The sequence below is a fragment of the Streptomyces tanashiensis genome, from assembly GCF_014648895.1.
Lineage (GTDB): Bacteria > Actinomycetota > Actinomycetes > Streptomycetales > Streptomycetaceae > Streptomyces > Streptomyces tanashiensis.
Genome location: NZ_BMRZ01000004.1, coordinates 33,548 through 53,995, shown reverse-complemented (window position 1 = coordinate 53,995; position 20,448 = coordinate 33,548). Strand labels below are relative to the sequence as shown.

The window sequence follows — 20,448 nt, the reverse complement described above, 5'->3', positions numbered from 1 at the left end:
CGCCTCAGCGGGCGAAGAGTTCGAACGCCACCGCCGGGCGGTCGGCGAAGCGGGTGGAGGCGCGGGCCGTCGCCGCGGTCAGGAAGGCGCGGACGTACTCCTCCGGGGCCTCGTCCGTCAGGGCCTCGATGTAGGCGCGGTGGCAGAGGAGGGAGCGGATCGCGCGGTCCAGGCCGGGGGTCGCGTCGACCGCGTGGGTCGGGGTGCTGGAGGCGGCGACCGCGACCCAGCGGACGCCGTTCCAGGGTTCCAGGCCCTGCTCGGTCAGTTCGGGGAAGATCCAGCGGTTGCCCGCGTCGGCGGCCGCGTCCAGCGTGGCGCGGCCGACGGCCAGGTGGTCCGGGGTGTTCCAGGGGGCGCCGGGACCCCCGCCCCAGGTGTCACGGTGGTTGAGGGTGATCACCAGCTCCGGCCGGTGGCGGCGGATCGCCGCCGCGATGTCGCGGCGCAGCCCGAGTCCGTACTCGATCACGCCGTCGCGGTGGTCGAGGAACTCGACGGTGTCCACGCCGACGACCGCGGCGCTGTCGCGCTGCTCCCGCTCGCGGAGCGGGCCGCAGACGTCCGGGGCGAGCGAGTCGATGCCGGCCTCGCCGCGGGTGGCGAGGACGTACGAGACCTCCTTGCCCTCGTCGGTCCAGGCGGCGACGGCCGCCGCGCAGCCGTACTCCAGGTCGTCGGGGTGGGCGACGACGGCGAGCGCGCGCGTCCAGTCGCCGGGCATCTCCAGAAGGTCCGGGGCATCCGTGTCGATCATGACCGCAGGATACGGGTCGCCTCCGACACCGTCGGGCGGAACGCTCCGGCGAGGATCACCGAGCGGGAGATGTGCCGCGGACGGTCGGGGTTGAGGCCGCGCCGGTCCGCGAGGGCGACCGCGAGCCGCTGGGCGCGGACCAGGGCCGCGACCGGGTCGATCGCGTCGGCGGCGAACAGGGCGCCGGTGGACTCCACTTCCTCGCGGAGACCGGAGGGGGCGGGGCCGAGGCAGCAGACCAGGCTCGCCCGGTCGCTGATGCTGATCGGGCCGTGGCGGTACTCCATCGCCGCGTACGACTCCGTCCAGGCGCGGGCCACTTCGCGCAGCTTGAGCGCCGCCTCGTCGGCGAGGCCGACGGTCCAGCCGGTGCCGAGGAAGGTGAACTGGCCGCGCCGCTCCCAGGCGGCGGGCAGCTGCTCGTACAGGACGAGTTCCGCGTCGGCGATCGCGGGGCCGAGGTCCACCCCGAGCCCGGCGCGCAGGAGTTGCAGGGCGGTGGTGGCGAACCGGGTCTGGACGACGGAGCGTTCGTCGGCGAAGCCGAGGTCGACGACCCGCTCGGCGAGCCGCCCGGCCGGGCTGTCGGGGACGCCGGTGACGACGAGCGTCGGGACGCGGCCGGCGGCGCGGGCGAGCAGGTCCACGACCTCCGTGGTGGTGCCGGAGCGGGTGAGGGCGACGATCCGGTCGTAGCCGCGGCCGAGCGGGGTCGTGTCGGAGGCGGGGAACGCGTCGGTCTCACCGGCGCCGAGGGACTCCCGCAGGGCCGCGTAGGCGCGGGCGATGAAGTACGAGGTGCCGCAGCCGACGACCGCGACGCGCTCGCCGCGGGCCGGCAGCAGGCCGGTGTCGCGGTCCGCGATCTCGGCGGCGCGGCGCCAGCAGTCGGGCTGGCCGGCGATCTCCGCGCTGACGTGGTTGCTCATGGTCCGGGTCCTCTCCTCGCAGGGTCCCTCGCGGGTCCGGACCGAGTTGTATCCGTGCGCGACCAGAGCACACCATGAGCAATCCGCACTCACTGCTTGGACTTTTGTGGGTCCCTCGGCGCCCGGCCGCCGCAGGAGGCGCGGACCACCAGCCGAGGCCTCAGCTGCACCTGGTGGAGCGGGGCCGCGTCGCCCTCGGCGAGCCGCCTGAGCAGGATCTGCGCGGCGAGGCGGCCGAGCTGGTACTTGGGGGGCGAGACCGCCGACAGCGGGGTCTCGGCGACATCGGCGAACTCGTTGTCGTAGCTGATCAGGGCGAGGTCCTCCGGCACCCGCAGTCCGGCGCGGCGGGCCGCTCCGAGCAGCAGGGCGGCCTCCCGGTCGCCGAAGCAGAGCGCGGCGGTCACCCGCGCGCCCCGGAGCGCGGCGAGGGCCCGGTCGGCGCGGTCCGGGTCCCAGCGGGCCATCACGTCCCGCTCGTACGCGGGGGCGACGGGCAGCCCGAGGTCGCCGACGGCGCGGGCGAAGCCGGACTCGATGGGCGCGGTGGTGGGCGCGTCGGTGCGGGTGACGAGCCCGAGCCGCTCGTGGCCGAGGGCGCGCAGGTGGCGCACGGCGTCGTAGGCGCCGCCCTCGTGGTCGGTGCAGACGTGCTCGGTGGGATCGCCTGGGCCGTGGGCGGCCAGCCGGCGTTCGACGAGGACGGCGGGGACGGGCAGGGCGAGGAGTTCCTCGGCGCGCCGCCCCGGGTCGGTCGCGGTGTGCAGGCTGGGGACGAGGAGGAGCCCGTGGACCCCGGCGGAGAGGAGCCGTTCGACGGCGGCGTCCTCCTCGGCGGGGTCGTAGTGCGAGCAGGCGAGGACGAGGCGGGCGCCGGCCGCCGCGAGCTCCTTCTCGATGCCCTGGAGGACCCGTGGGTAGTAGAAGGTGGTGTCGGGGACGAGGACGCCGACGATCCGGCGGTCGGCCCGGTCCCGTTCGGGCCGGTGGGCGGCGAAGGTGCCCGCGCCCTGGCGCCGTTCGACGAGGCCGAGGGCGACGAGGTCCTCGTAGGCGCGGCGGACGGTGGTGACGGACAGACCCGTCTCGGTGGCGAGGGCGCGTTCGGTGGGGAGCTTGCTGCCGGGGGGCCAGGTGCCGTCGAGGATGCCGCGCCTCAGCTCCGCCATCAGGGCCCGGAACTTCAGCTCCCGGCCGGAGGCCGGTGTCTCGCGTGCCGCCATCCGGGCCCCCTCGTGCGGACCGGGGCGCCGGCGCCCCGGTGTCATTGCTGATCGATTGCGCGCCGAATCCTATGCCCCTCCCGCGGCGGTGGTCAGACCTCGTCCCGGGCGAGGGCGAGGAGCCGGTCGAGGACGCGCGGCCCGCCGGCCCGCACCCCGTCGTGCTCGAACTCGTCGGTCACCCAGGTCCGCAGCCCGCGAATCGCGCGCGCGGTCTCCAGGGAGTGGTCGGTGTCGACGTACATGTCGTCGTGGTAGACGGCGGCCGCCACCGGGACCTGGTTGGCGGCGAGCCGCTCGGGGTCGTACAGCGGGGTCCAGTCGTCGCGCGCGGCGAGCAGTTCTGCGGTCTCGCGCAGCGGGCGGAGCGCGGGGTCGGTGGTGAAGTGCCAGGGGTGGACGGTCTCGCCGGTGAAGAGCAGGGGCCCGCCCTCGGCGAGCGCCGTCCGGGCGTCGAACTCGGGGTGCTCGGCGCGGACGCGCTCGGCGGCCCAGTCGGTGGGGCCCTGGCCCTGGGCGTAGATGGCCTCGTGGAGTACGGCGTACAGCGGGTGCCCGGCGTACGAGAGATGTGCCTGGACCTGCTCCAGGAAGGCGTCGGAGAGCGCGGGCCCGCCCGGGGTGGGCACGAAGGCGCCTTCCAGCAGCAGATGGAGCTGATGGGTGCCGTCGCCGGAGCCGAGGAGGATGCCGAGGGACTGGAAGGCCTCGGCGGTGAGGAGGCCTCCGCCGGGGAGGGTGACCTCGTGGTCGAGGAGGTGGGCGGCGATCGCGCGGGCCCGTTCGGCGTCCTGGGGGTGGCGGGCGAAGTGGGCCTCGTTCTTCCGCCGGATGCGGGGGTAGGCGGCGCGGTAGACCTCGTCGGCGGTGGCGTCCAGGGAGGGCAGGCCTCCGGTGACGAGGACGGTGTCCAGGCCCTCGGGGGCGGTGGAGAGGTAGTGGGTGGCGCAGAAGCCGCCGAAGCTCTGGCCGAGGACGGTCCAGGGGGCGCCGCCGGTGAGCCGGCGCCGGATCAGCTCGCAGTCCTGGACGATGGAGTCGGCGCGGAAGTGGGCCAGGTAGTCCGCCTGCTCGGCCGGACCGCCGCGCAGGGGCAGGGTCTGGCGGTTGGCGGGGGTGGAACGGCCGGTGCCGCGCTGGTCGAGGAGGAGGACCCGGAACTCCTTCACCGCGCGGCCGAGCCAGGCCTGCGGGCCGATGAAGCGGCGGGCGCCGAAGCCGGGCCCGCCCTCCAGGTAGACCAGCCAGGGAAGCTTCTCGCGGCCGGGTCCGGCGTGGCCGCTCGCGACGACCTCACGGCCGAAGACCTCGATGCGCTCGCCGTCGGGGCGCGTGTGGTCGAGGGGGACGGGGAAGCGGTGGTCGGTGAGGACGAGGCCCGGCTGGCGGTAGGTGGTCAACGCTGCTCCTGCTCCTGTTCGGTACGCCCCCGCGAGGACAGTGGATCACACGCCGGGGGCCCACCGGTGGCGGGGCGGTGTCGGGGGGCGGGGACGTCAGTGCGGGACGAGTCCCTTCTCCGCGAGGTAGTTCCGCGCGACGTCCTCGGGAAGGCGCCGCCAGCTGTCCACCTGCTCGTTGAGGTGCGCCAGGTCGGTGGTGGTCAGGACCGTGTTGAGGCGGGCGAGCGCGCGCGTGACGCCCTCGCCGCCGGCACGGGCCCGGTTGACGACCGGGACGATGAAGTCGGCGTTCTGCAGGTGCTTGTCGTCGGCGAGCAGGACGAGCCCGAACGTGTCGAGCGTGGCGTCGGTGGTCGTGGTGAGCACCAGCTGGTTCTGCCCGCTCTGCACGGCCTGTTTGGACTGGGTGGTGCCGACGCCCTTGGGGTCGACGGCCGTCACGTCGATGCCGTAGACCTCCTTCAGGCCGGGCGCGCAGTACGGCCGCCGGACGCACTCGTCGCCGGCCGCGAGGCGGACCGGCAGGCGGGCGGCGCCGAGGTCGCTCAGGGTCTTCAGCCGGTGCTCGGCGGCGTACGCGGCGGTGACGGCGAAGGCGTTCTGGTCGACGGCCCGGCCGGGATCGAGGACGGCGAGTCCGCGCGGTTCCGCGAGCGTACGGAGGGCCGTCATCGTCGCCGTCAGGTCGGGCGAGCCGGCCGTCGGCGCGTCCGCCCCGTGGACCTTGGCGTTCAGCCAGTCGGCGAAGGTCGCCGCGTACTCCGGCACGACGTCGATCTGACCGTTCTCCAGGGCGGGCTCGTAGAGCTCGCGGTTGGTGACGGAGAGGATCCTGGTGCGGTGGCCGGCCTCCTGGAGCAGCAGCGCGTACATCTGGGCGAGGAGGTCGCTCTCGGTGAACCCGGCCGAGCCGACGACCAGCCGGTGGCCGTCACCGGGCTGCCCCGTGACCGCGTCCCGGTCCTCCAGGGACGGACCGGTGGTGCAGCCGGCGAGTGCGCCGCAGAGGAGCAGCGCGAGGCACGGCGCCGCGCGGACACCGGCCGCCCGCACGCGCGCGACAGCCGGGCCGGGCGCCACGCCCGCGACAGCCAAGTCGGGCGCCACGCGCACGACAGCCGGGCCGGGCGCCACGCCCGCGACAGTCGGGTCGGGCGCCACGCGCCCGGCGGCACCGGCTCGGGTCGCTCGCCCGGCGCCGGAGCCGGGAGCGCCGCGCGCTCTCACCCGCCGCTCCGCCGCGCCCGCGCCCGCGCCGGTCCGACGCGCAGGGCGCCCTCGAAGACCGCCTCGACCAGGAGCGCGAGCACGGCGACGAGGAAGGCTCCGGCGACGACCTGCGGGGTGGACGCGAGGTTGAACCCGGCGGTGATGATCCGGCCGAGACCGCCGCCGCCGGCGAGCGCGGCGACGGTCGCGGTGGCGACGAGCTGCACGGCCGCGATCCGTACGCCGGTGAGGATCATCGGCAGGGCGAGCGGCAGTTCGACCAGCGTCAGCGTCTGGCGGCCCGTCATGCCCATGCCCCGCGCGGCCCGTACGACATCGGCGTCGACGCCCCGCATCCCGACGTACGCGTTGGTGAGGAGCGGGGGCACGGCGAACAGCACCAGGGCGATGATCGTCGGCCACTGCCCGTACGGGCCGAGCGGGCTGAGCAGGAGCAGGACGAGGACGGCGAAGGTGGGGACGGCCCGGCCGGCGTTGGCGAGGTTCACGGCGAGCGCGCCGCCCTTGCCGAGGTGTCCGAGCACGAGGGCGACGGGCAGGGCGATCAGGCAGCTGAGGGCGAGGCAGACGACGGTGAGGAAGAGGTGCTCGCCGAGCCGGTGCCGGACGCCGTTCTCGCCGGACCAGTTCGCCGCGGTGGTGAGCCAGGACCACGCGTCGGCGAGGACGCTCACGCGGCCCGCCCCCGGGTCCAGGGGGTGAGGAGCCGCTGGGCGCCGAGGAGGAGCAGGTCGGCGGCGACGGCGATGACCACGCAGAGCACGGAGGCGGTGAGGACCTGGGCCTTGAAGTAGGTGTTCATCCCGGAGTAGATGAGGTTGCCGAGGCCGCCGTGACCGACGATCGCTCCGATGGTGACGAGGGAGACGGCGGACACCGTGGCGATGCGGAGCCCGGCCATGGCGGCGGGCAGGGCCAGCGGCAGTTCGACGGCGAGGAGCAGCCGGATCGGCCCGTACCCGAGGCCGCGCGCGGCCTGCCGGGTCTCCTGGGGGACGGCACGCAGTCCGGCGAGGAGGTTCCGGACGAGGAGGGTGAGGGAGTACAGGACGAGCCCGGCGACCACGAGGGCGGCGGAGAGTCCGTACACGGGCAGGAGCAGCGAGAACATCGCGAGCGCCGGGATCGTGTACAGGAGCGTGGTGATCCCGAGGACGGGTCCGGCCGCCCAGCGCCAGCGGCGGGCGGCGATCGCGAGGGGCAGGGCCAGCAGCAGGGCGAGGGCGACGGAGGCGCCGGTCAGTTCGAGGTGCTGGACGACGGCGTCGCCGAGGATCTCGCGCCGCGTGGAGAGGTAGTCGCCGCAGATCCACTCGTTGCGGACGAGGCAGTCGTCGGGCGGCCCGGTCACCCTCTCAGCGGTCACGCTCCCATTCGAGGCGGTACGGGACCCCCGCGCACCCCGGCCGGTCCGTTCGGGGGCGGGGGCGCGGCCCCGGTCAGCCGTTCGACAGGACCGCGATGACGTTGCCCGCCGGGTCCGTGAACCAGGCGATGGCGGTCCCGTGCGCGGAGCGCACGACGCCCTTGTCGTCGGCCTCGAAGCCGGGGTAGCGGGCGAAGGTCACCCCGCGCCCCACCAGCTCGTCCACGGCCCGGTCGATGTCGTCGACCTCGAAGTTGAGGACCGTGTACCCGGCCGGGGTGTGGTTCTCCTTGGGATAGACGAAGACCCGCGCCCCACCGGGCAGGACGAGGAACAGCATGCCCGTCCCCTCCGGGCCCGCGTCCTCCACCGTCAGTCCGAGGATGTCCCCGTAGAAGTCGCGTGCGGCGTCGAGGTCGTCCACCGAGAAGCCGCTGTACGCCGTGGTCTCGCCGAACATGTCGTGCTCCCTTCCGGGGACCCGGTGACCGGGTTCCCCTTCCAGGATCCTCCGACCGCGCCCCGCCGTCCGCTCAGGGGGCGATCGGCAGCTGCCGCTTGTGCTCGGTGAGCTCGTAGCGGCGGGCGATGGTGGCGTAGGCGGCCTCGGCGACCGGCTTCCCCTCCAGGAAGTCGTCGATGTCGTCGTAGGTGACGCCGAGCGCGTCCTCGTCGGCCTTGCCCGGGTCGAGGGTCTCCAGGTCGGCCGTGGGGGTCTTCCACACGAGCTCGGCCGGGGCGCCCAGCTCGTCGGCGATCGCGCGGACGCGCCGCTTGGTCAGACCGGTCAGCGGGACGACGTCGGCGGCGCCGTCGCCGAACTTGGTGAAGAAGCCGGAGACGGCCTCGGCGGCGTGGTCGGTGCCGACGACGAGACCGTCGTGGGCGCCGGCCACCGCGTACTGGGCGATCATGCGCTGCCGGGCCTTGATGTTGCCCTGCACGAAGTCCTGGTGGTGGGCGTCGCGGAAGGTCACCCCGCCGGCGAGGCAGGCCTCCAGGGCCGCGTCGCTGGAGGCCTTGACGTCCACGGTGAGCACCTGGTCGGCGCGGATGAAGCCGAGGGCGGTCTGCGCGTCCCGCTCGTCGGCCTGGACGCCGTACGGCAGGCGCATCGCGTAGAAGGTGGCATCGTGCCCGGCGGCGCGGGCCCGCTCCACGGCGAGCTGGCAGAGCCGGCCGGCGGTCGTGGAGTCGACGCCGCCGCTGATGCCGAGGACCAGGGAGCGCAGCCCGGTGGAGGTGAGGCGCTCGGTGAGGAACGCCACCCGGCGCTCGATCTCCGCCTTCGGGTCGAAGACCTCGGTGACCTGGAGGTCCCGGGCGATCTGCTGCTGGAGGGCGGTGGACGCCGGGTCGGTCACGAAAGTCTCCTCATCAGGGGTCGGTCGGCGGTGCACCGGGAGGTACGGGCGCGGCACCCGGACGTACGGGATCGCGCAGGTGTACGGGGGTGCACCGGGGTCGACTCTACGCGCCGCCCGCTCGGCCGGCGGACGCGTCCGGGGTGCACAGCACCTCGACCCGCTGGACGGCGTTGTTCGCGAAGCCGCCCCGGTTCCACGGCCCGGTGAGCGGCTGCACGTTCCCCGCGGCGTCGGTGGCCCGCACGGTCAGGTGGCGCAGCCCCGGCGTCGCGGTCCACATGTGGCGCCAGGCGCACCAGGCCCAGGGGTGGGCGGGGTCGTGGCGGCGTTCGGCGTCGGTCCAGACCACGCCGCCGTCCTCGCTGATCTCGACGCGGGTGATCGGTCCGTGGCCGGACCAGGCGCGTCCGATGAGCGAGACCTGTCCGGGCCGGACGACCCGGGTGCGGGACATGAAGTCGGGGAATCCCGGCGGCACCATCAGCGCCCGGGGTGCCATGAGGCTGACGGGCTCTCCCGGGTCTGCCGCCTCCTGCCGGAGCCGGTAGGCGACGCTCTGCTGGAAGCCGGTGTACGGGGTGTCGGTGAGCGTGATGTCGTGGAGCCACTTCACGTGCGCCATGCCGTACCAGCCGGGGACGACGAGCCGGAGCGGGCTGCCGTGCTGCGGCGGAAGGGGCGCGCCGTTCATCGCGTACGCGACGAGGACGTCCCGGGCGGGGTCGGCGGCCGTCGCCAGGGGCAGGCTGCGGCGGTAGTCCTGCTCGACACCCCGCTCGATCCCGTGGTCGGCGCCCGTGAAGACCGCCTCGACGGCTTCCTCGGCGACCCCGGCCTCCGCGAGCAGCGCGGCGAGGGGGACGCCGGTCCACTCGGCGGTGCCGACGGCCTCGACCAGCCAGGGCTGGCTGACGGGGCGGGGGGTGAGCCGGGCGCGGCCGTTCCCGGCGCACTCCAGGGTCACCCGGCGGGTGACGGCGGGCCGGGCGCGGAGCGCGTCCAGGTCCAGGTCCAGGGGCCGGAGCACCCGGCCGCCGACGGTGAGCCGCCATCCGTCCGCGCCCGTCATGGGGATGTCGTAGTGCACCAGGACGTAGTGCAGGCCGGGCGGGGTGACGTCGTACCGCAGGGCCTCCAGGGGCAGTCCGTGGTTGCGGGCGGCGAGGGCGAGCTCCTGCGCGGTGACGCCCTCCTCGGGGCCGGCCACGCGTCCCGGTGTGCTGATGTCACCCGGACCGCTCAGGGATCCGTCCATACCCTCATCGTCCGCTCGGTCGGGGCGCCCGGCACGTCGGGCCCTCGTCGTCCGCGCGGTCGCGGGGGCCCGTCGCGTCGCCTCAGTCCTGCCGCGGGCCGCGCAGGGCACGGTCGAGGCCGTCCTGCGGGAGGCCGGTGAGGGCGCGTACGAAGATCTCCTCGTAGGCGGGTTCGCCGATCGTCGCGCGTGCGGTGTCGGTGTACTTCTCGTGCAGCGCCCGCAGGCCGGGCAGACCGCGCCGGGGCTGGCCGGTGGAGCGCCAGTACGCCTCGCCCGTGCCGCTCACGTCGGCCGCGCGCTCGCCGTCCCCGGCGGCCGCGAGGGCGGTGGCGAGGACGTCGAGACCCAGGGCGACACCGAGGCTCGCGCCGAGCCTGCGGGTGCCTTCGAGCATGGCGCGGGCGTGGGCGGAGGCCGCCGCCGCGTCGCCTTCCAGGAGGCCGGTGAGGGCGAGCTGGTAGTCGAGGGCGGTGCGGGTCCACCATTCGTCGAGCCCCTCGCACAGGGCGCGCAGGCGCAACGCCTGTTCCCTGGCCTCGGCGAGCCGGCCGAGGCCGGTGAGCGCGAAGACCCGGACGAGGTGGCAGCGGAGCCGGGCGGCGGAGTCGGCCGGGCCGCCCCGGGCGGCGTCGAGGACGTGGCCCACGACGACGTACGCGGCCATCGGCCGGCCGGTGGTCAGGGCGAGCAGTCCGGCGAGGGCGGCGGCGTCGAGCATGAGGTCCCCGGGCCGGTCGGGGCCCCCGCGCAGGACCTCCTCGCGCTCGGTGTACTCGGTGTACCTGGCCTCGCGGGCGCAGCGTTCGCTGACGTCCTGGGCGGGCCCGAACTCTCCCTGGAGGACCAGGGTCACGCCGAGGGCCCACAGGGCGCGGGCCCGGACCCTGCCGCGTGCCTCGCCGAGGACCAGGGCCTGTTCGAGGCCGTCGCGGGCCTCGCGGAGGCGACCGCGGCAGGACCAGGCGAAGGCCACGGAGCCGACGAGGTCGAGGGCGGCGTCGGGGTCGGTGCGCAGCAGCCGGTCCAGGGCGGTGCGCAGGTCGGTGTGGTGCGCGTCGACGGTCCGGTACCAGCGGAGCTGGCGGGCGCCGTGCCACTCGGTCTCCGCCCGGCCGGCCAGGGCCCGGAAGTGGGCGGCGTGCCGGTCGGCGACCGCCCCGGTCTCGCCGGTCCGGTCCAGCCAGGTCGCCCCGTACTCGCGGATGGTGTCGAGCATGCGGAGCCTGCCGGCGGCGTCCGGCGGGCGGACCACGGAGGAGCGGACCAGCCCGTCGAGCGCGCCGGGCAGGGTCGCGGGGTCCAGGGGGCCGCCCGCGCACACGGCGGTCGCGGAGGCGAGGTCGAAGGGGCCGCGGAAGACGGAGAGCCGGGCCCAGAGGAGACGCTCCAGGGGGGTGCTCAGCTCGTGGCTCCAGCCGATGGCGGCGCGCAGGGTCTGGTGGCGGCTGGGCCAGACCCGCTCGGTGTGGGCCAGCAGGTCGAAGCGGGCTCCCGGCCGGGCGTCGAGGCGGGTGCCGAGCTGGTCGCGGACGGCTTCGGCGCCCTGGAGGCGGATCTGCGCGGCGGCCAGTTCCAGGGCGAGCGGGATGCCCTCCAGGCGTACGCAGATCTCGCCGGCGGGGCCGGCGGCGGGGAAGTCCTGCCCGGCGGCCCGGCGGAGCAGCTCCAGGGCGTCGCCTCCGGCGGGCGGCAGCGGGTCGAGGGCGACGACGTGCTCCCCCTCGACGCCGAGGGGCCGGCGGCTGGTGGCGAGGACGGTGAGGCCGGGGGCGGCGGCCAGGAGTTCGGTGACGAGGCGGGCGCAGGGCTCGGCGAGGTGCTCGCAGGAGTCGAGGACGAGGAGCAGCCGGTCGTCGGCGAGCCTGCGGCAGAGTCCGGTGGTGGCCATGCCGGGGGTGTGGTCGGCGAGGTCGACGGAGTCGGCGACGAGCGCGACGAGGAGCCGGTCGCCGTCGAGCTGGGTCAGGTCGGTCCACCAGGCGCCGTCCGGGAACGCGCCGGCGGAGCGGTGCGCGGCGCGCAGCGCGAGCCGGGTCTTCCCGACTCCCCCGACGCCGGTCACGGTGACGAGGCGGTGCTCCGCCAACGCGGCGGCCACGCGCTCCAGTTCCGTGCGGCGTCCCACGAAACCGGGGTTCTCGTCCGGCAGATGTCCACGCACGGCAGCAGTCTCCCTCATGCACGCGCCGAACGGACCGGCGGAACCGGTTCGTTACCCGGCCGAGGTGCTCTCCCGGGATGGGGCGGGCGCGCCGTGGCGGACTCGCCCGGGCTCTCACGGCTCGCGCCGTGACCGGCCGTAATTCGATTGACCCGGCCTCGGACCGGCGCTGCACTGGGGCGGGGCGCCACGGCTCGTGGTGTCCGCACGACCGGGGAGGCCGCAGTACCGATGGAGATCCGTCCCACGACCGACCAGGACCTCGGCGTCTTCGTCGACACGCTCCACACCGCGTTCGGGCGCTTCCCGGACACGCCGGCCGAGGGCGGCGGCGGGGTCTGGTGGTCGGCGTTCGAGATGGACCGGAGCCTGCTCGCCCTCGCGGAGGACGGGCGGCCGGTCGGCACCGCCGGTGCGTACTCCTTCGAACTGACCCTGCCCGGTGGGGCCCTCGTCCCGGTCGGCGGGGTGACCGCCGTCGGCGTGCTGCCCTCGCACCGGCGCCGGGGCACGCTCGGCGCGATGATGCGGCATCAGCTCGGGGAGCTGCGGGCCCGTGGGGAGTTCCTCTCCGTGCTGCTGGCCTCCGAGGCCCCGATCTACGGCAGGTTCGGCTACGGTCCCGCGACCTATACGCAGCGGCTGACCGTGCCGCGCCGGCAGGCCGCCCCGGCCGTCCCCCGGGCGGGCGGGACGGCCGACGCCCCGGCGGCCGGCTCGGTCGAGGTGCTGCGGCGTGCCGAGTGCGGGGAGATCCTGGAGGAGGTCTACGACCGGTACCGCCGCGCGCAGCCCGGCGCGCTGTCCCGGCCGCACCGCTGGTGGGAGCTGCGCGCGGGGCAGCCGCCGATCTCGCCGGCGCCGCGCTACGTCGCCGTCCACCGTGAGGCCGACGGCGTCCCGGACGGGTACGCGAGCTACACGACGGGCGAGTCCGACACCCTGACCGTCGACGAGATCATCGCCGCCGACGACGCCGTCTTCTCGTCGCTGGCCCGGTTCGTGCTCGAACACGACCTGGTCGCCCGGGTCGTGTTCAGGCACTTCCCGCCCGAGCACCCGCTGCGCTGGCAGTTCGAGGACTTCCGCGCGGGCGAGGTGAGCCACCACACCGACTGGCTCTGGGTGCGGCTGCTCGACGTCCCGGGCGCGCTGACCGCGCGCGGCTGGTGCGCGGACGGCGAGCTCGTCCTCGACGTGAGCGACCCGTTCCTCGGGGAGCACGGCCGCCATCTGCTGACCGTCAGGGACGGCAGGGCCGACTGCGTCCCGACGGACCGGGAGCCCGACCTCTCCCTGGACGTGCGGGACCTGGGCGCGGTCTACCTCGGTGGCACCGCCCCGAGCACCCTGGTGCGGGCCGGGCACATCCGGGCCCACCGTCCGGGCGCCGCCGCCCTCGCCGACGCCCTCTTCCGCGGCGAGCGCGTCCCGCACTGCCTGCACTGGTTCTGACCGCGCGGAGCGGGAGTGTTCACGCTCCCGCGACCGTCACCTCCACCGTGTGCCACCCCTGCGCCCCGTCGGGCATGGTGCCGGTGCGCCGCTCCGGCTGGGTGGTGCCGGTGCCGTCGGTGGCGCGGACGGTGAGGGTGTGGCGGCCGGGGGCGGCGGCCCAGGGGTGGACCCACTGCCGCCAGGTGTCGGTGCTGTCCTGTGCCGCGAGCCGGGCGTCCTGCCAGGGGCCGTCGTCGATCCGTACCTCGACCCGGCGGATGCCGCGGTGCTGGGCCCAGGCGACCCCGGCGACCATGACGGTGCCGGGGGCGGGGTGGGCGAAGGGGCGCGGGGTGTCGATGCGGGACTGCGTCTTGACGGGGGCCTGGGCCGCCCAGCCGCGCGGGACCCAGTAGGCGTCGTACGCGTCGAAGGTGGTGAGCTCGATCGACTCGATCCACTTGCAGGCGGAGACGTATCCGTAGAGGCCGGGGACGACCATGCGGACGGGGAAGCCGTGGGTGAAGGGCAGGGGTTCGCCGTTCATCCCGAAGGCGAGGAGGGCGTCGCGGCCGTCCATGACGGCCTCGACGGGGGTGCCGATGGTCATGCCGTCGACGGAGCGGGCGACCAGCTGGTCGGCGGGGCCGCCCTCGGAGGGCGGGCGGACGCCGGCCTCGCGGAGCAGGGCGGCGAGGGGGACGCCGAGCCAGCGGGCGTTGCCGACGTACGGGCCGCCGACCTCGTTGGAGACGCAGGCCAGGGTGATGTCCCGTTCCACCGCCGGCCGTGCCATGAGCTCCCGCAGGGTGAGGACGCGCTCCTCGCGGACGCCCATGCCGTGGAGCCGCAGCCGCCAGCGGTCGGCGTCGACCTTGGGGACGATGAGCGCGGTGTCGACGCGGTAGAAGTCGCGGTTGGGGGTGACGAAGGGGCTGATGCCGGGGACGGCGAGCTGGGCGCCGGGGGGCACGGCCGGTGCGGCGGAGGCGGGCCGGGGCAGGCGGAGGGCCGCGCGGGAGGCGGCGGCGTTCTCCTGTACGGGGGTGCCGACGGCGCGGCCGAGCGCGGCGGCTCCGGTCGCGGCGAGGCCGGTGGAGGCGGCGACGATCAGGAAGCCGCGCCGGTCGGCCCGGTCGGTTCCGGGTCGCGGGGTGAGGAGGCGGCCGGTCAGGACGTACAGCAGGAGCGCGCCGGCGGCGGCTCCGGCGAGGGAGGGCACGGCGTCGACGGCGGAGTCGGAGTCGGGGCGGGTGACGGCGGCGAGGGCACCGAGGACGCCGAAGGCGGCGACGGCCGCCGCGCCGAGCAGGCGGTTCCGCAGCGCGAGCAGGCCGACCCCCAGGGCGAGGGCCCCGAGGAGGAGCAGGATGCCGAGCTGGAGGACGGTCTTGTCGCTCTCCCCGAAGGAGCGGATCGCCCACTCCTTGAGGACTGCCGGGGTGCGGTCGACGACGGCGCCGCCGACGGCGGGGACGGGGCCCGCCTCGGGGCGGACCCGGGAGGCGACGAGGTCCGCGACGGCGAGGGAGACGTAGGCCGAGACCAGGCCGCCGAGCGCGGCGAGGAGGCGGTCGGTGCGGGTGGGTTCGGGGTGCGGCTCGCGCGCGGTCCTGGTGACGTTCATGGTGGGTGTTTCGGCAGGCCGGACCGCGCGGATGGGCTCCTTCACCCGTTCGGACCCCGGCGGGGGCGGGGCTCGGCAGGGGCGCGGCTCCGCCCGTACGGCCCGCGCGGTCTCAGCGCGTGTCCGGGTGCTCGCCCGGTGTCGCGAGGTCCTCCACCGCCCCGGCGCCGACGACCGCGCCGGTGGACTTCTTGCCCCGGCGCAGCCGGCGTTCGAGCCAGGAGGCGAAGGTGGTGAGGGCGAAGTTGAGGATGACGAAGATGACGGCGACGACGGTGAAGCACGCGATGGTGTTGGCGCCGTAGTTGGCGCTCATCGGGCGTACGGAGGCGAGGAGTTCGGAGAAGCCGAGCATCGCGCCGCCGAGGGCGGTGTCCTTGACGATGACCACGAGCTGGCTGACGAGGGCGGGCAGCATGGCGGTGACGGCCTGCGGCAGCAGGACGTACAGCATGATCTGGCCCTTGCGCATGCCGATGGCCTTGGCCGCGTCGGTCTGGCCGGCGGGGAGGGCGAGGATGCCGGCGCGGACGACCTCGGCGAGCACGGAGGCGTTGTAGAGGACGAGGCCGGTGACGACGGCGTACAGGGGGCGGGTGTCGGGGCTGATGTCGGTGAACTCGGAGTAGGCGGCGTTCGCGAAGAGCATCAGGATCAGGACGGGGATGGCCCGGAAGAACTCGACGACGGTGCCGGCCGCCCCGCGGACGGCGCGGTGGTCGGAGAGCCGGAGGATGCCGAGGAGCGCGCCCAGGGGAAGGGCGATGACCATGGCGAGCGCGGCGGCGATCACGGTGTTCTTCAGGGCGGGAAGGATGTACGTCTCCCAGACGCGGGGGTCGGTGAAGAAGGGTGCCCACTTGGACCATTCGAGCTGGTTCTTGTCGGCGAGGCTCGCCACGACCCACCACACGACGGCGGCGAGGCCGACCAGGAAGAGCAGGGTCCAGAGGAGGTTGCGCCGCCGGGCGCGCGGTCCGGGGACGTCGTAGAGGACGGTGGGCTTGTCCTTCACCGTTTCACCGCCACCTTCTTGGCGACCCAGCCGAGGAAGAGACCGGTGGGCAGGGTGAGGCAGAGGAAGCCGGCGGCGAAGATCGCGGAGATGAGGATGAGCTGGGCCTCGTTCTCGATCATCTCCCGCATCAGCAGGGCCGCTTCGGCGACGCCGATGGCGGCGGCCACGGTGGTGTTCTTGGTGAGGGCGATGAGGACGTTGGCCAGGGGGCCGACGACGGAGCGGAAGGCCTGCGGGAGCACGATCAGACGCAGGATCTGGGGGAAGCTGAGGCCGATGGCGCGGGCGGCCTCGACCTGTCCGAGGGGGACGGTGTTGATGCCGGAGCGGAGGGCCTCGCAGACGAAGGCGCTGGTGTAGGCGGTGAGGCCGAGGACGGCGAGCCGGAAGTTGATGGTGGTGAACCGTTCGGCACCGAGGGTGACGCCGAGGGTCTGGAAGAGGCCGAGCGAGGTGAAGACGATGATGACGGTGAGGGGGATGTTGCGGACGATGTTGACGTAGACGGTGCCGAAGCCCCGCATGAGGGGGACGGGGCTGACGCGCATCGCGGCCAGCAGCGTCCCCCAGACGAGGGAGCCGATCGCGGAGTAGACGGTGAGCTGCACCGTCACCCAGAAGGCTCCGAGCAGGTCGTACCCCTGGAGGAAGTCGAACACGGCGGCCTGCTCACTGGACGATGACGCCGATCTTCGGCGCGGGCTCGTTCTGGTAGCCGGCGGGGCCGAAGTTCTTCTTGACCGCCGCCTCCCAGGAGCCGTCGGCGACCATCTTCTCCAGGGCCGTGTTGATCTTGGCCTTGAGCTCGCTGCCCTTCTGGACGCCGATGCCGTAGTTCTCGTTGCTCATCTTGAAGCCGCCGAGCTTGAACTTGCCCTTGAACTCGGGCTGCGCGGCGTATCCGGCGAGGATCGAGTCGTCGGTGGTGACGGCGTCGATGACGCCGTTCTCCAGGCCGGTCAGGCACTCGGAGTAGCCGCCGTACTCCTGGAGCTGGGCGTCAGGGGCGATCTTGTCCTTGACGTTCTGCGCGGAGGTCGAGCCGGTGACCGAGCAGAGCTTCTTGTTGTTCAGGTCGGACGGCTTCTTGATGGAGTCGTCGTCGGCCCGGATCAGGACGTCCTGGTGGGCGAGGAGGTAGGGACCCGCGAAGTCGACCTTCTCGGCCCGCTTGTCGTTGATCGAGTACGAGGCCGCGATGAAGTCGACGTCGCCGCGCTGGAGCAGGGTCTCCCGGTCGGCGCTCTTGGCCTCCTTCCACACGATGTCGGCCGGGTCGTGGCCGAGCTGCTTGGCGATGTACGTCGCCACGTCGACGTCGAAGCCCGTGTAGGTCCCGTCGGGGGTCTTCAGGCCGATGCCGGGCTGGTCGAACTTGATGCCGACGGTGATCTCGTCGCCGTCGTCGTGGTCGCGGAGCGCACCGCCGGCCGCGCCGTTCGCGAATCCTGCCGAGGTGAAGGAGAGGACGACGGCCGCCGCGGCGGCCACGAGCGCCCTGCTGGTCCTGAGCGGGTTCATGAGGATCACCCCTGGGGGCTGCTGATCGGGCGACCGGGCGGCGGCCGCGGCTCAGTGGTGGAGGATCTTGGAAAGAAAATCCTTGGCGCGCTCGCTGCGCGGATGGGTGAAGAACTCGTCCGGGGTCGTCTCCTCGACGATCCGGCCGTCGGCCATGAACACGACGCGGTTGGCGGCGGAGCGGGCGAAACCCATCTCGTGGGTGACGACCACCATCGTCATGCCGTCCCGGGCCAGTTGCTGCATGACCTCGAGCACCTCGTTGATCATCTCGGGGTCGAGCGCGGAGGTCGGCTCGTCGAAGAGCATCACCTTCGGATCCATGGCGAGGGCGCGGGCGATCGCCACGCGCTGCTGCTGTCCCCCGGAGAGCTGCGCCGGGTACTTGTCGGCCTGGGAGGCGACACCGACCCGGTCGAGGAGGGCGCGGGCCCTTTCCTCGGCCTTCTTCCGCTCCTTCTTGCGGACCTTGATCTGCCCGAGGGTCACGTTGTCGAGCACGGTCTTGTGCGCGAAGAGGTTGAAGGACTGGAAGACCATGCCCACGTCGGCCCGCAGGGCCGCCAGTTGGCGTCCTTCGGCGGGCAGCGGCCGCCCGTCGACGACGATCTCGCCGGCGTCGATGGTCTCCAGACGGTTGATCGCCCGGCACAGCGTCGACTTCCCCGAGCCGGACGGCCCGATGACGACGACGACCTCGCCGCGGTGGATCGTGAGGTCGATGGCCTGGAGGACGTGCAGGGGGCCGAAGTGCTTGTCGACCCCGCGCAACACGACGAGCGCGTCACCGCCGTCCGGGACGGGCATGGCACCCTCCAGGGTCACACCCCCCGCTGGCCGGTCCCTCCTCACGTTCATGCTCCGCCCTCGGCCCGGCGCGCGCACTCCGGACGACGGGTGTACGGAAGGTGACCGCGGGGCCACCCTTCGCTCCGGCACCCGGTCGGCCGCTCCGGACCCTGCGCACGGGGGCGGGCGGGCCCACACTGGGGGGTGGGAGCCGAGTGTGCGAGGAGGGTCCGCCATGAGCAGAGCCGCGCCCAAGGTCAGCACGTTGCCACAGGAGCACCGGGAGCGCCTGATGGCCTTCGCCGAGGACGTGTACTTCGATTCCGGCCACCGACTGTTCGAGGAGCAGCAGCACGCCGACCGGTTCTGGATCGTCAAGACGGGCGCGGTGACCCTCGACGCGAAGGTGCCGGGCCGGGGGGCACCCGTGATCGAGACACTGCGCCACGGGGAGCTGGTCGGGCTCTCCTGGCTGTTCCCTCCGTATCTCTGCCAGTCGGGGGCCGAGGCGATGACGCCGGTGCGGGCGTACGAGTTCGACGCCCCGGCCGTCCGGTCGATGTGCCACTCGGACACCGAGTTCGGCGCCGCGGTCGTGTTCTGGGTGGGCGCGATCCTCGCCCACCGTCTCCATGTGACCCGGGTCCGCCTCCTCGACCTGTACGCCCCGCACGGGAGCGGCATCCTGGCCTGACCCGACACCGTGGGGGCCGCCCGGCGCCGGGCGGCCCCCACGCGGGCGATCGACCTCCGCTTCGGCACGGAGGCCGGCCGGCGGCGGACCGCCCGCCGCCCGGCCTTCACCCCCGGCGGCTGAACCGCACGGCGTGCCGGCGCCCGGGACGGACCGCCCCGGGCGGCGCGGAGCCCGGGCGGTACGGTGGAGGTGCAGCACCGCACGACCCCGTACGCACCCGCGCACCATCCCGTACGCACACTCCGGCGACGAGCGGCGAGGCCCGCATGAGCGACCCGACGACGGCACGCGAGGCGATCGCCCTCGTCACCGACGACTTCAGCGAACTCCCCTTCGACGAGGGCCCCTTGCCCGGTGACGGGCCGATCGGATGGCCCGGCTACTCGGCGGCGCACGCCCGCGCGGCCGAACGCACCGGAGAGACCGAGTCGGTGGTCTGCGGCACCGGTGTGGTGGGCGGGGTGACGGCGGTGCTGATCTCCTTCGAGTTCCGGTTCCTCGGCGGGTCCCTCGGGGAGCGGACCGGCGCCCGGGCCGCCGCGGCCCACGCCCTGGCCAGGGCGCGACGCCTGCCCGTGGTCGTCCTGCCGGCCACCGGCGGCAGCCGGATGCACGAGGGCATGCGCGCCCTCCTCCAACTCCAGTACCTGGCGCGCGAGTCGGAGACCACCCGGGCGGCGGGGCTGCCGCAGATCGCCGTCCTGCGGGATCCGACGACAGGTGGCGGCTGGGCCACCCTCGGCGCCGGCTCCGATGTCGTCCTCGCCCTTCCCGGCGCCCAGGTGGGCTTCGCCGGCTCCCGCGTGCGGCCGCCGGACGCGGACCCGGCCGCGTACACGGCCGAGGCACAGCTCGCCCACGGTCACCTCGACGCGATCGTGCCGCCCGCCGCGCTGCGCGAGACCCTCGGACGCTGGCTCTCGCTGCTCGTCCGCCCGGCCGAGGGCCCGGTCCCGCCGCCGTACGCGCTCGGCGACCCGGGTGCGGCGCCCGCCGCGAGCGGCCGGGAGGCCGTGGCACGCGCCCGGCACCCGGACCGGCCCCGGGCCGCCGCGTACCTCGACGCCCACTTCACACTGCGCGAGGAGATCTCCGGCGACCGCTGCGGGGGCGTCGACCCCGGCATGCGGTGCGGCTTCGGGCGACTCCCCGACGGCCGGACCGTCGCCTACGCCGCGCAGTGCGGCACCGCGACCCGCCCGGCCGGATTCCGCACGGCGGTCCGCCTCGTGCGCCTGGCCGACCGTCTCGGGATCCCGGTGCTCACGCTCGTCGATACCCCGGGCGCCGCCAACGACCCCGCGGCGGAACGCGCGGGCGCGGGAACCGCGATCGCGGACCTGTTCGCCGCCGTCGCCTCCGCCCGCACCCCGCTCACCTCGCTGCTCGTCGGAGAGGGCGGTTCGGGCGGCGCCCTCGCCCTCGCCGCCCCGGGCAACACCTGGGCCACGCCGGACAGTTACTTCTCCGTCATCGCTCCCGAGGCGGCCACCGCCATCCTCAAGCGCGCCCCCGAGGAGGCGGCGACCACCGCGGACCAGCTCCGCCTGCGGCCCCAGGACCTCGTGGACCTCGGCGTGGTCCGGGGCGTGGTGGAGGGAGCGCCCGGGGACTCCCGGTGACCCGGGGCCGCGCTGTGACGCTGCCTACCCGTCGAGGACCGGC

At 74.5% G+C, this 20,448-nt stretch carries 19 protein-coding genes; 3 read left to right on the top strand and 16 right to left on the bottom strand.

All coding sequences use genetic code 11. From position 1 onward, the window contains the following. Nucleotides 1-4: 4 nt before the first annotated feature. The 11 genes from IE237_RS15975 to IE237_RS15925 all read right to left on the bottom strand — a co-directional run bounded on the left by IE237_RS15975 (nt 5) and on the right by IE237_RS15925 (nt 11,712). Nucleotides 5-757, bottom strand: a complete 753-nt coding sequence (locus IE237_RS15975) for a PIG-L deacetylase family protein (protein WP_189802642.1) — start codon at nt 755-757, stop codon at nt 5-7. Next, complete coding sequence (locus IE237_RS15970; RefSeq protein ID WP_189802641.1) at nt 754-1,686, bottom strand: SIS domain-containing protein; 933 nt, start codon at nt 1,684-1,686, stop codon at nt 754-756. Before IE237_RS15970 ends, IE237_RS15975 begins: the two co-directional genes overlap by 4 nt. Before the next feature lie 89 nt (nt 1,687-1,775). Further along, a complete protein-coding gene (locus IE237_RS15965; protein WP_189802640.1) occupies nt 1,776-2,909 on the bottom strand; it encodes a GntR family transcriptional regulator in 1,134 nt (377 codons plus the stop codon). 92 nt (nt 2,910-3,001) lie between these two features. Further along, a complete protein-coding gene (locus IE237_RS15960; RefSeq protein WP_189802639.1) occupies nt 3,002-4,309 on the bottom strand; it encodes an alpha/beta fold hydrolase in 1,308 nt (435 codons plus the stop codon). 96 nt (nt 4,310-4,405) lie between these two features. Continuing rightward, nucleotides 4,406-5,365, bottom strand: a complete 960-nt coding sequence (locus tag IE237_RS15955; protein WP_189802958.1) for an ABC transporter substrate-binding protein — start codon at nt 5,363-5,365, stop codon at nt 4,406-4,408. A gap of 170 nt (nt 5,366-5,535) precedes the next feature. Beyond that, a complete protein-coding gene (locus IE237_RS15950; RefSeq protein WP_189802638.1) occupies nt 5,536-6,216 on the bottom strand; it encodes an ABC transporter permease in 681 nt (226 codons plus the stop codon). Further along, nucleotides 6,213-6,893 carry an ABC transporter permease gene (locus IE237_RS15945; protein ID WP_189802957.1) on the bottom strand — a complete coding sequence of 227 codons (681 nt, stop codon included), beginning with the start codon at nt 6,891-6,893 and terminating at the stop codon, nt 6,213-6,215. Before IE237_RS15945 ends, IE237_RS15950 begins: the two co-directional genes overlap by 4 nt. 88 nt (nt 6,894-6,981) lie before the next feature. Next, nucleotides 6,982-7,368, bottom strand: a complete 387-nt coding sequence (locus tag IE237_RS15940) for a VOC family protein (protein WP_189802637.1) — start codon at nt 7,366-7,368, stop codon at nt 6,982-6,984. Nucleotides 7,369-7,441: 73 nt separating this feature from the next. Beyond that, on the bottom strand, nt 7,442-8,272 hold the full coding sequence (gene nadE / locus IE237_RS15935) for an NAD(+) synthase (RefSeq protein WP_189802636.1): 831 nt from the start codon (nt 8,270-8,272) through the stop codon (nt 7,442-7,444). A gap of 106 nt (nt 8,273-8,378) precedes the next feature. Then, on the bottom strand, nt 8,379-9,530 hold the full coding sequence (locus IE237_RS15930; RefSeq protein ID WP_189802635.1) for a sulfite oxidase: 1,152 nt from the start codon (nt 9,528-9,530) through the stop codon (nt 8,379-8,381). Between the two features lie 82 nt (nt 9,531-9,612). After that, nucleotides 9,613-11,712, bottom strand: coding sequence for an ATP-binding protein (locus IE237_RS15925; RefSeq protein WP_189802634.1), 2,100 nt, complete (start codon nt 11,710-11,712; stop codon nt 9,613-9,615). A 213-nt stretch (nt 11,713-11,925) separates the two neighbouring features. On the opposite strand from IE237_RS15925, the gene IE237_RS15920 reads away from it, so the two are divergent. Continuing rightward, entirely contained in the window at nt 11,926-13,149 is a 1,224-nt protein-coding gene (locus IE237_RS15920; RefSeq protein WP_189802633.1) for a GNAT family N-acetyltransferase, read from the top strand. Nucleotides 13,150-13,168: 19 nt separating this feature from the next. On the opposite strand, the gene IE237_RS15915 is transcribed toward IE237_RS15920, so the two are convergent. The 5 genes from IE237_RS15915 to IE237_RS15895 all read right to left on the bottom strand — a co-directional run bounded on the left by IE237_RS15915 (nt 13,169) and on the right by IE237_RS15895 (nt 18,104). Then, nucleotides 13,169-14,758: a molybdopterin-dependent oxidoreductase gene (locus IE237_RS15915; protein WP_189802632.1), complete on the bottom strand. Its 1,590-nt coding sequence runs from the start codon at nt 14,756-14,758 to the stop codon at nt 13,169-13,171. A gap of 112 nt (nt 14,759-14,870) precedes the next feature. Next, a complete protein-coding gene (locus IE237_RS15910; RefSeq protein WP_189802631.1) occupies nt 14,871-15,773 on the bottom strand; it encodes an amino acid ABC transporter permease in 903 nt (300 codons plus the stop codon). Then, nucleotides 15,770-16,435 carry an amino acid ABC transporter permease gene (locus IE237_RS15905; protein ID WP_189802630.1) on the bottom strand — a complete coding sequence of 222 codons (666 nt, stop codon included), beginning with the start codon at nt 16,433-16,435 and terminating at the stop codon, nt 15,770-15,772. The genes IE237_RS15910 and IE237_RS15905 overlap by 4 nt, the downstream gene beginning before the upstream one ends. A 10-nt stretch (nt 16,436-16,445) precedes the next feature. After that, nucleotides 16,446-17,297, bottom strand: coding sequence for a glutamate ABC transporter substrate-binding protein (locus IE237_RS15900; RefSeq protein WP_189802629.1), 852 nt, complete (start codon nt 17,295-17,297; stop codon nt 16,446-16,448). A 51-nt stretch (nt 17,298-17,348) separates the two neighbouring features. Next, nucleotides 17,349-18,104, bottom strand: a complete 756-nt coding sequence (locus IE237_RS15895; RefSeq protein WP_189802628.1) for an amino acid ABC transporter ATP-binding protein — start codon at nt 18,102-18,104, stop codon at nt 17,349-17,351. 217 nt (nt 18,105-18,321) lie between these two features. On the opposite strand from IE237_RS15895, the gene IE237_RS15890 reads away from it, so the two are divergent. Next, nucleotides 18,322-18,780 carry a Crp/Fnr family transcriptional regulator gene (locus IE237_RS15890; protein ID WP_189802627.1) on the top strand — a complete coding sequence of 153 codons (459 nt, stop codon included), beginning with the start codon at nt 18,322-18,324 and terminating at the stop codon, nt 18,778-18,780. Between the two features lie 269 nt (nt 18,781-19,049). Then, nucleotides 19,050-20,405 (top strand): carboxyl transferase domain-containing protein, encoded by a 1,356-nt coding sequence (locus IE237_RS15885; RefSeq protein ID WP_189802626.1) that lies wholly within the window; start codon nt 19,050-19,052, stop codon nt 20,403-20,405. Nucleotides 20,406-20,448 lie beyond the last annotated feature (43 nt).

Excerpts from the sequence above, each read along its gene's own strand:
- IE237_RS15915 (WP_189802632.1), bottom strand. The coding sequence starts at position 14,758 with ATGAACGTCACCAGGACCGCGCGCGAGCCGCACCCCGAACCCACCCGC.
- IE237_RS15890 (WP_189802627.1), top strand. The coding sequence starts at position 18,322 with ATGAGCAGAGCCGCGCCCAAGGTCAGCACGTTGCCACAGGAGCACCGG.
- IE237_RS15895 (WP_189802628.1), bottom strand. The coding sequence starts at position 18,104 with ATGCCCGTCCCGGACGGCGGTGACGCGCTCGTCGTGTTGCGCGGGGTC.
- IE237_RS15965 (WP_189802640.1), bottom strand. The coding sequence starts at position 2,909 with ATGGCGGCACGCGAGACACCGGCCTCCGGCCGGGAGCTGAAGTTCCGG.
- IE237_RS15970 (WP_189802641.1), bottom strand. The coding sequence starts at position 1,686 with ATGAGCAACCACGTCAGCGCGGAGATCGCCGGCCAGCCCGACTGCTGG.
- IE237_RS15940 (WP_189802637.1), bottom strand. The coding sequence starts at position 7,368 with ATGTTCGGCGAGACCACGGCGTACAGCGGCTTCTCGGTGGACGACCTC.
- IE237_RS15920 (WP_189802633.1), top strand. The coding sequence starts at position 11,926 with ATGGAGATCCGTCCCACGACCGACCAGGACCTCGGCGTCTTCGTCGAC.
- IE237_RS15925 (WP_189802634.1), bottom strand. The coding sequence starts at position 11,712 with ATGAGGGAGACTGCTGCCGTGCGTGGACATCTGCCGGACGAGAACCCC.
- IE237_RS15885 (WP_189802626.1), top strand. The coding sequence starts at position 19,050 with ATGAGCGACCCGACGACGGCACGCGAGGCGATCGCCCTCGTCACCGAC.
- IE237_RS15900 (WP_189802629.1), bottom strand. The coding sequence starts at position 17,297 with ATGAACCCGCTCAGGACCAGCAGGGCGCTCGTGGCCGCCGCGGCGGCC.
- IE237_RS15975 (WP_189802642.1), bottom strand. The coding sequence starts at position 757 with ATGATCGACACGGATGCCCCGGACCTTCTGGAGATGCCCGGCGACTGG.
- IE237_RS15930 (WP_189802635.1), bottom strand. The coding sequence starts at position 9,530 with ATGGACGGATCCCTGAGCGGTCCGGGTGACATCAGCACACCGGGACGC.